This is a genomic window from Bacillus sp. FJAT-18017 (genome assembly GCF_001278805.1).
In the GTDB taxonomy this organism is placed as follows: Bacteria; Bacillota; Bacilli; order Bacillales; family Cytobacillaceae; genus Bacillus_D.
Map to the genome: position 1 here is coordinate 4,149,314 of NZ_CP012602.1, position 13,212 is coordinate 4,162,525.

Below are 13,212 nucleotides of genomic sequence, written 5' to 3' on the forward strand. Positions count from 1 at the left end.
AAAGGTGCTAGTGTTATAAAAAAATAGTTTCGTTCTTCCTTTTTAAAGAAGGCTCTGTTATAGCTGAATGTTGATAAAAAAATAAGGGGAGAAATTCCGATTAAGTCGGGAAATGCCCATATTTCCCTTAAAATAAGGGAAGTTTTTCCGCTTATCATCCCGGAATCTATGAATTTTGACTTATTTTGAGAAGTTAAGGGGAATTTATCCGCTTATTTCTGCTTCTTCAGCTGCCCATGCGTACAATAGACGGAAATTCTCCCCCTAATAATTCTCATCTGAGGGTAGTTGGGGCTAAACATAAAATTGATTGCACAGCTAAAGGGGCCCTTAAATAAAAAGGTGTAAAGGAGCATTCCTTCACACCTTTTTATTGCGTTTTTGATAGGGATTCAAGCACTTCGTTCGTTGTCACGATTGTAGCAAATTCCTTATGCAGTGCAGCCAGTTCCAGCTCATGCACTACATCTGGGCTGTGCCGTTTATTCTTGTGGTCAGTGATTTCAAAGGCAGCCGTCGCATCAGACACGAGGAAATTTGAATAACCAAGATTGCCTGCCATTCGTACTGTCGTGGAGACACAGTGCTGTGTTGATAAGCCAGTGATGACCAGCGACTTTACCTGCTTTTCTTTTAAAAAGCTTTCAAGCGGGGTGCCTATGAATGCTGAATTTACATTCTTGGTGAATACTTCCTCTCCTTCTTTTGGACTAACAATATCCTTAATTCGGACCTTTTTGGCATCTTTATAATTTAATGGAGATTGCGGCAGCAGTGATAAATGCTGTGAGTAGATGATAATTCCTCGACGATTTCTCCATTCTGTCAGCAGCCGGGAAATGTTTTCCTCTGCCTGAGAGTTATTCCGCTCCCCCCAATAAGGGTCATCAAACCCGTTTTGGACGTCTAAAATCAGTAGAGCTGGCAGGTCAATCAGTTGTTTCAAGCTTATCCCTCCATCCAGACTGTTCCTTATTTTTCCCACAGTTCACTCGTTTATCCGTATGAAATGAACCTACGATCAAGTGGGAGTTTAGTTTTCTAATTGAGCATTAGCCCAATTGATTTTTAAGATTGAAACGTCAGGAAAATCTTATTTCACTAGACGGTTACAGTCCCTTAAGAGTAAAAAAAGCATGCCGGATTTGGCATGCTTTTTTTACTCATTCTTATTTGTTTTTTTCAGATAGTGGTGGAAAGGACATTTGGAGATCGTTGTATCATCATCCCTTAGGAAATATTGCTTCCATTCGTAATTGTCTTCATTTCCATACATATTTAAATCTGGGTGAATCGGGGCCTTGTCATAATTGGCAAGGCGTTCCCGAATGGATGATTTGATCTTTGCCGCCCTGTCCGGTGATTTATTAAACTCCACCAGCACCGACCTCGGAGTTATTGCCAGCATAAGATATGGAAAATATCTGCTCTGCCGGTTTTTATGTGCCGGAGTACCGCAATAGACGAAATACTGTTCTCCGTGAAAACAGAATTCCCATAACGTATTTTCTGGATCAGCGGGAATAGGCTCGGGCCAATCCAGCTTATCAAGAAGACTGCTTTGGCTTAGCTGCTCCCAAAAAATCTGCTCATACTCCTCAACGGAAAGAGAATACTGGCCGGTTTTTTTATAAAAAAGGACAAGGGATGTATACCTCCCCAGTTCCCTATAGTGAGTTGAATACTCTTCCAATGCACGGGCAAGTTCAGACGCTGCCGAAACGTCGAAAGGATCAGGAAGGAAGCCATATTGGAAGTGGTCAAGTTGATGGCCCATGGTCGCCGGGATGCAGGGGAAAGGTTTTGTCCGATCCTGCATTTTCGCAGAGAATAGGGCAACAGCATCTTTTTTCCATGTATCAACTCCAGATTGAAGCACGGATTCCTTTGTAAAAAGGGTCATACATGGGTCCTCCTCTCTCCATTTAACGTATTCCGGGGAGAACCCAAGTGACACTATTCAAAACCTGCTAGATTCATAGCAAGAAGATTTGGTTAGAAATTCATTCTGGATTGTCCGCCATCTACATTTATACTGGCACCAACAATCCAGGATGCTTTTTCGGAGGCGAGAAATACGGCAACATTTGCGATTTCTTCAGGAGTGCCGAAGCGTCCGGCTGGTATCTCCTTCTTTACAAATTCTTTTATACCTTCAGGGTCAGCCTCTAGACGCTTTTTCCAATTACCTGTTTCGTGAAGTATACTTCCGGGTGCGATGCTATTGACTCGAATTCCACTTGAAATGACCTCGTCCGCCAGTGACTTGGTGAAACTGATCAAGGCGGATTTTGCATTGTTATAGGTAACCTTTCCTCCGCTTTCTCTGCCGAAAATGGAGGTGATATTAATAATCGAACCCGACTGTTGCTTTTTCATATGCTCAACTGCCAATTTACTTAAGTGGACGGCCGAAAAGTAATTCAACTCCATCGCCTTGTAGTATAAATCCATGTCAGTTTCTGTTGCGTTCCCGCCATTGCTTCCGCCTGCATTATTAATGAGCACATCAATGGTTCCGTATTTTTCAACAAAGGACATGATCAGTTTCTCTCGTTCTTCCGGGTTGGTGATATCTGCTTGAAAAATGGTGGCTTTGCCCTCTATTTCTTCATTTGTTTTCTCCAGTGCATCCATCCCCCTGGCAGAAATGGAAACATTCGCCCCTTCGGCCACAAACGCCGCAGCAATCGCCTTTCCAATTCCCTTTGAACCGCCAGTGATGAGTATATTTTTCCCTTGTAAAAGCAAATCCATTGTACTTACTTCCTTTCAACTATAACTTGGTTCTTGATACCGTCTTCGAGTACACCAACGGGTATCGGAGTCCTCTGCAACAAACCACGGACAGCAGTGCCTAAAAGTATTTCTTCCCGGATTTTATCATAATATCAGTCTCAATCCTGCTCATGAATTCCTCTGCTGCACTGTATCCCTGCTGCTTTAAAAACCAGTTATTTGCTGCTGCCTCTATTAACCCTGCAACATCCCGTCCAGGCTGAAGTTGAATCTCAATGGAAGGTACTTTTACCCCCATATAATCCGTAGAGTGAAATTCCTGTTCTAAATCATTATACAAAGCATCCTTTTCCCATTTCGTTAAATGGATATCCAGGGTAATTCTTGTTTCTTCTTGAAAAGCCTTGCGGCCGTATAAGCGGACCACATTCAACAAGCCAATGCTCCGCAGAGCCAAAAACTCTTTATTTTTTCCTTCATGGGTTCCGAGAATGGTTTGGTGACTAAGTTTCTTTAGAACAACAATATCATCCGAAACAAGCCGGTGACCCCTGCGAATTAAAGTGTGCGCCGTTTCGCTTTTCCCTACTCCGGAAGCTCCGCGAAGCAAAATTCCAATGCCCGATACATTCATACAAACTCCGTGCAGCGTCATTTCTGGTGCTAACTCCTTCACTAAATATGTATCCAATTTGGTGATAAACTCTGACGTTTCCTCAGGAATATTCGTCACTAACAGAGGAATACCCTGCTCGGTACAATGGTGAATCAAGTAGGTAAGTCCTTCCTCACCAGCTGTTACAATAAAGCATGGAGGATGATAGTGGACAATATTTCCGATCCGGATTTTACGTTCTTCTTCACTTAATTTATGTAAATAGGTAATTTCTTTTTTTCCTAATATTTGAACTCGTTCTGTTGGAAAAAAATCAAAGTATCCCACAAATTCCAGGCCTGGACGATGCACCCGCGGTTGTGTAATCGTTTTTTGCAGCTGGCCTTCACCAGCCATCACTTTAAGTGAGAATTTTTTAGCCAAATCTTCAACCGTAATTTTTTTCAACTACCATTCACGTCCTATTGCCATTTTTACAATAAATTATACTAATAATTAGTGAAATATCCCAGCGATTCCCCAATGTTGTTTTATCCATACCGATTTCAAGAATAGAGATGTATTGATAGCATTACAAAAAAGCACGAAGCCTGCTTCGTGCCTTAACTAGCTACTCAATTCCTCATTTAATCTAACTGCCTCTTCAATGAGTGAAGCTATCGCTTCTGGTTGAACTTCTTCCATCTTTTTCACTCTAATGTATCTCAATGCTTTACCCGAACCCTGTAATAACTTATTAGTATCTTTTTCCTGGAGTACATTACCTCTATGAAAGCCAAGATTAACATGGCTTTTAGCAGTTTGGATATAACAGACTAGCCCTTTATACGAATAATTAGGCATAGACCATTTAAACTCTTCTTGAAGTTCCTGCGAAGAATTGAGGATTATTTTTCTTAAAGCAGATGCAATGTTTTGAATGTCTTCAGGTAATTTCAAAATAAATTGATTAACCTCTTCATTCTCTCTTCTCTTATCAGCCATAATTTATCTCCATTTCCTTAAAGATATCTTTACACTAGTAAAAAAATCATTTGTTTTCAACATACTATTTATCATGAATACACATTTTTCACCGGAAGGGTAGGTTGTCCAACCTTATTTTACATGTCATAAAATAAAAATTGAACATATCCTTTTTTGGGTGGTTGGGGGTTTGGAGAATTAGAATTTTATAACTAGCAAAAAGTAGGGGTAAGTAAACGGGTCGAGGGTTATGTTAAAAACCGAGCTTGTATTTCCACACTCTTGTAAAGAGCTTGTCACTCCCCGCCTATGTCCGAATTCGACAAAATGCGGGGAGTGACAATGCACTTATTCAGCCCTAACTTCTTTCCCTTTCACAAGTGTTAAACGATCCCCATTATGGGTTATTGTCAAATCTTCCCCTTCTAAAATCAGATAAGTGACAGCATCCTTTTCGATGTGTACACGAAGGACTCTGTTCTGGTACTGAAGTTGGAATTGGAGCGAAGTCCATTCTTCCGGAAGAGAGGGAGAAAGTGACAAACCTCCTTCCTTCACTCTCAAACCGGCAAATCCGAATACAATCGCCATCCATGTCCCGCCCATATTAGCAAGGTGAAGACCATCTTTTGTATTTCCATGAGTATTATCTAAATCCAGGTGGGACGTTTCATTAAAATAACGATAGGCTTTCTCTTTATAGCCTAACTTCGATGCCATTATACTGAAGACACAATAAGATAGCGAAGAATCATGAGTCGTTACTTTTTCGTAATAATCATACGAATTTTTAATAGTGTCAAAGTCCTGCTCATCCTCTAGCAGAAAATGAGCCAGTACGGTATCGGCCTGCTTGCAAACCTGATAACGATACAAAGTTAATGGATGATAGTTTAGCAATAGCGGGAATTTGTCTTTAGGCGTATTTTCGAGATCCCAGCGCGCCTTCGATAAAAAGCTGTCATCCTGTGCGGAAATCTTATATTCTTCATCATATGGAAGATACATGTTTTCCCCAGCTTCTTGCCATTCATTTACTTCCTCTTCGGTGACATCTAATCTTTCGGCCAGCCCTGCTAATACATCATTCTCAGTTTCTTTTAGTAAATGATATACTTTTGCAGCCCAAAGCAAATTGTGCTTGGCCATTGCATTCGTGTAATAGTTATTGTTTACTATGCAAGTATATTCGTCTGGACCTGTTACGTTATCAATTCTAAATTGACCGTTTAACATATGGCCAGTATCTGCCCAGAGGCGGGCGGTTTCAAATAGCACTTCGGCCATGTAATCCTTTAGGAATTCTTCGTCCTTTGTTACTAAATAATATTGAATGTAACTATAGGCAATATCGGCACTAATATGATATTGAGCTGTGCCCGCTGGGAAGAATGCGGAGGATTCCTGACCTGTTATCGTTCGCCAAGGGAATAAAGCTCCCTTTTTATGTCCCATTTCTCGCGCGCGAGCCCGGGCACTATCTAAAATGGAGTATCGATGCAACAGTAGATTTTTAGCAATTTCCGGGTGAGTCATTAAGAATACTGGGAGCATATAAATTTCTGTATCCCAGAAGTAATGGCCCTCATATCCTTCTCCTGATAACCCTTTCGCAGCTATGTTACTAACGCGATCTTTACCTGCGGATTGCAAAAGCTGGTAAAGGCTGAAGCGAATCGATTGCTGAAGCTCCTCATCCCCGCCGATTTTCACATCAGATTTATTCCAGTACTGATCAAGGTAACTTTTCTGTTCAACTAAAAGATCCGCAAAGGACTTTTCCTTCGTGTCCTGATATACTTCCGCTGCTTTTACAGTTACATCGTCCCCATGCCGGAGCGTGTCAGTGTAAATGTTGAACTTGGTAAATTGAATCGGTTGATTCCCTTCGAACAAATACACTTCAACTGTACTGCTATCCAAAGCTTTCCTGTCACATTGATAATCCGCCGCTTCCACCTTCGAGAAACTTAAACAGGCAACCTCTAAATTTGTAGCAAACGTTTTATCCTTAACAATACTAAATGCCTCATCTTGACGAACTTCGGTCACGCTAAGCCTTTTTGCATGGCCGGAAGCAACACGAGGGTCATTTTTATCAACAAAATTAGATACATCCCCATTTACAGTTGAAACGATTTTTACATTCTGGACAGAGCTAATCAGCTCAATCTTTATATCAATCGCGAATAACTCTTTCGTTTGAAAGGATACAATTCTTTTAAAATAAAGTTTGACATCTTTTCCTTTCGGTGATTTCCAATGAACAATCCGCTCAGAATATCCCGCATCCATATGCAGATTACGTGTGAACTCAATGATTTCACCCTCATATAATGAGAATCGATCATCATCAATATAAATTTCCACTGTTTGTCCATCAATCACATTTACGAGCTTTTGCTGCTTCTCAGGAAATGCGAAAAGCTTTTCTCCGTAACTGATTTCCACCTCATCGTGAAATGCATTAATGTATGTACCCCGAATCGATTTAAAATCTTCCTTGTACCCTTCTTCAAAATTCCCACGGACTCCAAGATAGCCGTTGCCTAGTGATAGAAGGCTTTCATTTATTAAGAGATTCTCATAGTCAATCTCGGACTTTGTTAATTTCCAAGTCACAGTCTACGCCTCCGTTCACTTTAGTAAATTATTTCAAGTAATATTGTTTTAAAATTTCTTCAAGGTCTAATTGAGTAGTATCGCCCACTAAATAATCAGCAGCCGACAAATGTTCCTTGTCTCCAATCCCAACCGAAAACATACCTGCCTGATTAATAGCTTGAATTCCGGCAGCTGCGTCTTCCAGTCCAACACATTCATCATAAGGAATGTTTAGATAATCGGCAGCGGTTGTAAATGTTTCCGGGTCAGGTTTCCCTTTCTTTACCTTCGCAGCATCCACAATATAATCAATGTAATGCGTGAGACCAAGCTGTTCCACTACCACTGGGGCATTCTTGCTGGCAGACCCGATGGCAATTTTAATATGATTCTCTTTCAGCTTTTTAAAAAGTTCTTCAATGCCCGGTAAAACGTCCTCTGGTTTAATCAGCTTAATCAAATTCTTATAATGCTCATTCTTTTGATAGGCAAGTTTCTCTTTTTCTTCCTGAGGCATATCTTTTAAAGCTGGATTTAATGCCAGGATCCGCTCTAAGGAATCCATCCGGCTAATCCCTTTAAGCTGCTCATTAAAGTCTCTATCGATCGTTATGCCAAGTTGTTCGGCAAGCTTTTTCCATGCCAAATAATGAAATTCAGCAGTATCTGTGATTACTCCATCTAAATCAAATATGAAAGCTTTCGGATTTGGTTTCATTGTCGTTTCCTTTCTTTTCAAAGAGATTTCTTAATAAAAGGCTATTAAAAAAGTTTGTTGATTTCCGCTTCAGGCGCTTCGCTTTCCACGGGCGGCCTGGGAGCCTCCTCGGCGCGAGCGCCTGTGGGGTCTCCCACTGACCTTTTCTCCCGTAGGAGTCTTCGCGCCTTTCGCTCCAATCAACACTGTTCATAATCAATATTCTCCTCTAACAGAGCCTTCTTTTAAGTAATTTTTTATAAAAAGTATCTTCAAATTCTCCTATTCATTCCTATTAAGTTGACCTTCTCGCTTCGCTTCTCCAACTGTCTCGCGTTTTACTATTTGATATGGAACAAATACATGTTGACTATCGAGTTTATTCTCCATCAGATTCTGTACTAGTAGAGCTGATTGTCTTCCGATTTCCACAAAATCCTGATGAACGGTAGTAAGTTTCGGTTCCGTATAACTGCTGAAAACTAGATTATCAAATCCAGTAACTGAAACATCCTCAGGGATTCTTAATCCTGCTTCTTTTACTGCACGCATTACGCCATACGCCATTAGGTCACTAAAGCATAGAAACGCCGTCGGACATTTTTCCGCCAGATAATGTTTAGCTAAAGCATATGCTTTATCCTCAGAGAAATCTCCATGGAGAATATCTTCTTCTTGAATCGTCAAACTATATTGATAAAAAGCTTCCTTAACACCTTTCATCCGGTCCATGTTTACGTATGTCTCTTCCGTTCCCGCCATTATTACAATGTTACGATGATTTTGTTCCAATAAATAACAAGCAATGTCTTTACTTGCCTTTGCATTATTAATCGATACACTGCCAATTAATTTATTATAATCGTCTTTTAAAATGTCTACATAGACGACAGGAATGTTCGTATTCATTAATTCTTGAAAATAAGGATCGTCGGTTCGAATTCCTTGTAGTATAGCTCCGCCAATGTTTCGTTCACTGCAAAACTGAGCATAGCTCTTTTGCCTTTGTTTCTGTGAATCAATTAAATACACCGAAAACTCATATTCATTTTCTTCTACTGCCTTATAAACACCCTTGAATACATCGTATGCATTGGTGTCCTTTTCATTTTGATTAAAAACACCTGACGAGATTAATCCAATCGTTCTCTGTTTCTTTGATGATAAATTTTTAGCAACCACATTAGGCGAGTAATCCAGTTCCTTCGCTATCTCAAAAATTCGCTGCCGGGTTTTTTCACTAATATCCGGGTAATTATTGAATGCTTTTGAAACGACAGCAATCGAAACACCTGCTTTTTTGGCAACATCTTTTATTGTAGCCATTGAATAATGACCTCCTATTGACCTTCATAAATTCAGTTATAAATGCCTATTAATCTTTACAAATTCCTTATCACCTAAAAACCATTAACTATTTTGCACTGCTGTTTTCTTTTCTACTTTTAATGTACTTTTATAGAACGTATAGAAAGATAAATACGCACTGATTGAGCCAGAGAAAAACGGCAGCAAGAACCAAACCTTTGTACTTATATAGACGATGAAGATATTCAAAATCAGGATGATAAAGAACAATGACGGCATTCCGAATGTTAGAAAAAACGAATACTTAAACAAATCTCTTAAGCTCATACGATAATGAGCAGTTAACGAGAAAAAGTTCATATTCATAACGAACAGAATGAGTCCAATGATCATGAAGATTAAGGTTAAAAGGTCATTTTCTTTACTGAAAAAATACAGGTCCACTATCCAAATAAGCCAGATGATTGCCCAGCCCGCACCTGATAGCAGCGCTCTCTTGTAGCTCTCTTTAAAATAGGAAAAATAAGTCCTGATAAGGGACTTTTGATCTTTTTCCAATAACCAATCGCGGGTTACTTGAAACATAGCTACAGTACTAGGAAAAAGAAGCAACGGAAATAAAAGCAAAGCAGGCAACATTTGCACAATCATTACGCCTTGGGAATCATTAAAAATAGAACTTAGAACGATAACTGCTATAGGGAGATTTATGATAAACCATACGATATTCACTATGGTAAAACGCATAAACCATTCTGCTATCCGATGGAATCCTCCCATTAATCCTGAAAAATCTCGCATTTTGCTTCCTCCCCCTCGTAAAGACTACCCATTCACCTTTAAAAATCAATCTCAAAAAGCGGGATTTTCGGAGGCAAGCAGCAGATAATCGTTGGAGTCCTATTTGACTGCACCGTCCCCAATCCCTTTGATAATGTGCTTTTGAGCAAGCATATAGAAAATAACTATCGGAATCATTGTTAGCAGCAAACCAGCCATTGCCAGATTCCACTGAATTGTAAATTCACCAAAGAAATAGAAGGTTGATAAAGGAATTGTTCTTAAGCCCTTATCCGTCAATGTTAATGAAGGTAATAGATAGTCATTCCAAATGCTAATTGTGTTAATGATTAAGACCGTAACCGTTATTGGTTTTAAAATTGGGAAAATAATTCTCCAAAAGACACCGAACTTGGAAGCCCCATCAATCGTTGCTGCTTCTTCTAGCGAAACAGGGACAGATTTAATAAAACCATGATATAAGAAAACAGAAATAGCTGAGTTGAAGCCAATGTTCATAAAGATTAACCCTTCACGGGTATTTAACATCGGGATGCCAAGATTATTCATGATGTCTCCCATAAACTGCATCAAAGGCATCATGATGGTTTGGAATGGGATTAACATCGTTGCAATAAAGGTCATAAAAATAACATTACTTAACTTATTGTTCGTTCGAGCTAACATCCAGGCTGTCATCGAAGATAAAACAACTAAAAGGATGATTGAAATAATCGTTATATACAATGAGTTTCCGAGTGAACTTAGGAAGTTCATTTTTTCCATTGCATCCAAGTAATATTGAAATCCAAAATCCTTTGGCCAGGCAAGGACATTTTCATATAGTTCCTGGCGATTTTTGAATGAGTTTACGAAAATAATGTAGATAGGCGATAAGAAGAAAAGAGCAACTAATAAAAGTAATACTTCTTTCAAAATTTTATTAGCTTTTTTCATCACATTTCCACCTCTCTCTTCTTCGTTAAGTACACTTGTGTCAACGAAATGGCTGCAACAATTAAGAAGAAGATAATCGCTTTAGCCTGGCCGAAACCATAATTCGCATAACCAAAAATCTCATTATAGATATTCATCGCAAACATTTCAGTGGAATTAGCGGGGCCTCCACCAGTTAATGATAGGTTGGTATCGTAAATTTTAAATGCAGAAGAAAGGGTTAAAAATAGACTGATTGTAAAGGATGGCATTAAGAGAGGGAAGGTAATTTTTCTTAATCTTTGCCATTTATTAGCTCCATCAATCTTGGATGCTTCAATCAATTCACCAGGAATCGCCTGAAGACCTGCGATATAAATAATCATAATGTAACCAGCCATTTGCCAAGTAAATACTACAACTAAAGCATATAAGGAATAGTCGGGATCTAAAAGCCAATTTAAAAAGATGCTGTCCCATCCTGTTTTTTCACCAATGAGGGTAAATACATCAGAGAAAATAAATTTCCAGATATAACCTAACAATAGACCGCCAATTAAATAAGGCATAAATACCATCGTACGGGCTATATTAGCTGTTCTAAGGCTGGATGTAACTAAGAGTGCAAATCCCAGACCTACAATATTAACGGAAATAACCGCCAAGACTGTAAATTTAATCGTCATCCATGCAGAATTCAGAAAGCGTTCATCATCAAATAATTGGGCATAATTCTCGAATCCAACAAAAACCATTGGGTTCGCCGTAATCCCATCCCAATCAAAAAAGGAATAATAGACTCCAATTAGGAAAGGAATGATTACGACAACTGAAAAGATTAGTACAAGCGGAGCTGTAAATAATGCATACCAGGCTCGATTTTTTCTTTTTGTCACTTTAACCACTTCTTTCTAGTAATTATCGTGGATAGTAGTATTGGACACGCCTAAATTTGGGCGTGTCCATATTTTTCTATTTGGGCTGTTTTCGTAAACTTTATTTCAATTTAGAGAGGTGGTTAATTTCCACTCCAGGATGCTCGCTTTCCGCGGGGCGGGCGGTGAGCCTCCTCGACGCTTTCGCGTCTGCGGGGTCTCACCTGTCCCGCTGTTCCCGCAGGAGTCTCGCACCTTCCGCTCCAATTAACCATTTTCTGTAACAAAAAATTTTAATAAAACAACAATCTTTTAGAAAACTGCCTTTATTGGTTTTTTCCCTATTAAGAAGGAGCTTCCGCTTTTCTCATTACTTCACTGCATTTTGCCAAGCAGCATCAAGTTTTTCGATGAATTCTTTACCGGTCATTTCTTTATTTAGGAAGAATTCTTGAGTAACCGGCGCTAAATCATTTGGAATTACGTTTGCAGGGTAATAGTTTTGAGCCCAAGGAATTGTATTACCGCTGTTTGATGCTTCGAATACAGCTTGTGAAAGTGGATCAAGTTCGCCTGGGTCAATATTTGTCATCGCAGGAACGAATCCAAATTCTTCAACAATGTATTTTTTGCCGGTATCACTGTTTAACATCCAATTTAAAAAGTCGTTCGCTGCCTTAACTTCTGCTTTATCTTTCGTTCCGTTGATTGCCCAGTTATTACCTACGCCAACTGATAATTTATCATTTCCGTTAAGCGGGAATGGGAGCATGCCAACTTCAAAACCTAAATCATAATCTTTCAGCATTCCATAAGCCCAGTTACCTTGGTGAATCATAGCTGTTTTTCCGGATGCAAAGTCACCCATTTCTTCATCGTAGGTAACATCTAGCGGATTTTTTGCATTTGCTTTAATAGTTTCAAAGAATTTTCCGAACTCCTGGAATTCTTTTGTTTCAGCCATTGTTACTTTGCCTTCGCTTAATTGGTCAATGAAATTAAAATGATCTTCTTGCAAAGAGAAAGGATAGTTGCTGATATGTCCAATTAAGAAATAAGCTTCTTGAGAAAGGCCAAATGGATTTACGCCATCTGCTTTTAATTTTTCTACTGTGCTTTTAAAAGATTGATAATCCTTTACGTCTTCCGGTTTAACTAGATCCTTGTTGTATACCAAACCAAAACCTTCAACGCCATATGGAACACCAACAATTTTGTCATCGTATTTCAATTCCATATTCGGAGCAATATTTTTTACATATTCTTCATTGCTCATGTCATACGCATAAGACTTTAATTTTTCTGCTTCTTTAACGTGTTGAAGACTGAAGATTGATGGGCCTTGATTACTGTTCAATTTAATTTGTAACTGTTGGAAATAGTCATCTCCGGTAGTTCCCCATACTTCTACTTCAACGCCGGTTTCTTTTGTATATTCTTCAGCAAGTTTTTCTAGCTGATCTGAAATCTCAACTTTACTTTGGAAAATGGTGATTTTTTTGCCTGACTCGCCTTCTTTACCTGATCCTTTTTCGCTTCCGCCGCCTCCACATGCTGTTAAAACAAGCAATAAAACAACCATTAACATGCTGGCAAGTGCTCTTGTCTTGAATTTCATTTTATGCCCCTCCAATTTATATATATATATAGAAATAAAATGATAGATTCACTTTATAACTACCAGATTTAGT

At 39.1% G+C, this 13,212-nt stretch carries 12 protein-coding genes; all 12 read right to left on the reverse strand.

Annotation, left to right across the window (positions count from 1 at the left end; translation table 11 throughout):
* Positions 1-370 precede the first annotated feature (370 nt).
* Positions 371-937, reverse strand: coding sequence for a cysteine hydrolase family protein (locus AM500_RS19245; RefSeq protein WP_053601797.1), 567 nt, complete (start codon positions 935-937; stop codon positions 371-373).
* A 222-nt stretch (positions 938-1,159) separates the two neighbouring features.
* Entirely contained in the window at positions 1,160-1,903 is a 744-nt protein-coding gene (locus AM500_RS19250) for a YqcI/YcgG family protein (RefSeq protein WP_053600678.1), read from the reverse strand.
* A gap of 92 nt (positions 1,904-1,995) precedes the next feature.
* A complete protein-coding gene (locus tag AM500_RS19255) occupies positions 1,996-2,757 on the reverse strand; it encodes an SDR family NAD(P)-dependent oxidoreductase (RefSeq protein ID WP_053600679.1) in 762 nt (253 codons plus the stop codon).
* A gap of 100 nt (positions 2,758-2,857) precedes the next feature.
* On the reverse strand, positions 2,858-3,802 hold the full coding sequence (gene hprK, locus AM500_RS19260; protein ID WP_053600680.1) for an HPr(Ser) kinase/phosphatase: 945 nt from the start codon (positions 3,800-3,802) through the stop codon (positions 2,858-2,860).
* Positions 3,803-3,961: 159 nt separating this feature from the next.
* Positions 3,962-4,339 carry a DUF1801 domain-containing protein gene (locus AM500_RS19265; RefSeq protein WP_053600681.1) on the reverse strand — a complete coding sequence of 126 codons (378 nt, stop codon included), beginning with the start codon at positions 4,337-4,339 and terminating at the stop codon, positions 3,962-3,964.
* Positions 4,340-4,669: 330 nt separating this feature from the next.
* Positions 4,670-6,943: a glycoside hydrolase family 65 protein gene (locus AM500_RS19270; protein ID WP_053600682.1), complete on the reverse strand. Its 2,274-nt coding sequence runs from the start codon at positions 6,941-6,943 to the stop codon at positions 4,670-4,672.
* A 28-nt stretch (positions 6,944-6,971) separates the two neighbouring features.
* Complete coding sequence (gene pgmB, locus AM500_RS19275) at positions 6,972-7,643, reverse strand: beta-phosphoglucomutase (protein WP_053600683.1); 672 nt, start codon at positions 7,641-7,643, stop codon at positions 6,972-6,974.
* Between the two features lie 261 nt (positions 7,644-7,904).
* Positions 7,905-8,948, reverse strand: a complete 1,044-nt coding sequence (locus AM500_RS19285) for a LacI family DNA-binding transcriptional regulator (protein ID WP_053600685.1) — start codon at positions 8,946-8,948, stop codon at positions 7,905-7,907.
* Positions 8,949-9,032: 84 nt separating this feature from the next.
* On the reverse strand, positions 9,033-9,731 hold the full coding sequence (locus tag AM500_RS19290) for a YesL family protein (protein WP_053600686.1): 699 nt from the start codon (positions 9,729-9,731) through the stop codon (positions 9,033-9,035).
* Positions 9,732-9,830: 99 nt separating this feature from the next.
* The gene (locus tag AM500_RS19295) at positions 9,831-10,667 is read right to left on the reverse strand and encodes a carbohydrate ABC transporter permease (protein WP_053600687.1); all 837 of its coding nucleotides are present in this window, start codon (positions 10,665-10,667) and stop codon (positions 9,831-9,833) included.
* Complete coding sequence (locus AM500_RS19300; RefSeq protein WP_053600688.1) at positions 10,667-11,542, reverse strand: carbohydrate ABC transporter permease; 876 nt, start codon at positions 11,540-11,542, stop codon at positions 10,667-10,669. The genes AM500_RS19295 and AM500_RS19300 overlap by 1 nt, the downstream gene beginning before the upstream one ends.
* Positions 11,543-11,891: 349 nt before the next feature.
* The gene (locus tag AM500_RS19305) at positions 11,892-13,139 is read right to left on the reverse strand and encodes a sugar ABC transporter substrate-binding protein (protein WP_053600689.1); all 1,248 of its coding nucleotides are present in this window, start codon (positions 13,137-13,139) and stop codon (positions 11,892-11,894) included.
* Positions 13,140-13,212 lie beyond the last annotated feature (73 nt).

Bases quoted from the DNA above. Each gene is read 5' to 3' on its own strand.
- AM500_RS19250 (WP_053600678.1), bottom strand. From the start codon at position 1,903: ATGACCCTTTTTACAAAGGAATCCGTGCTTCAATCTGGAGTTGATACA.
- AM500_RS19255 (WP_053600679.1), bottom strand. From the start codon at position 2,757: ATGGATTTGCTTTTACAAGGGAAAAATATACTCATCACTGGCGGTTCA.
- AM500_RS19265 (WP_053600681.1), bottom strand. From the start codon at position 4,339: ATGGCTGATAAGAGAAGAGAGAATGAAGAGGTTAATCAATTTATTTTG.
- pgmB (WP_053600683.1), bottom strand. From the start codon at position 7,643: ATGAAACCAAATCCGAAAGCTTTCATATTTGATTTAGATGGAGTAATC.
- AM500_RS19285 (WP_053600685.1), bottom strand. From the start codon at position 8,948: ATGGCTACAATAAAAGATGTTGCCAAAAAAGCAGGTGTTTCGATTGCT.
- AM500_RS19290 (WP_053600686.1), bottom strand. From the start codon at position 9,731: ATGCGAGATTTTTCAGGATTAATGGGAGGATTCCATCGGATAGCAGAA.
- AM500_RS19295 (WP_053600687.1), bottom strand. From the start codon at position 10,667: ATGAAAAAAGCTAATAAAATTTTGAAAGAAGTATTACTTTTATTAGTT.
- AM500_RS19305 (WP_053600689.1), bottom strand. From the start codon at position 13,139: ATGAAATTCAAGACAAGAGCACTTGCCAGCATGTTAATGGTTGTTTTA.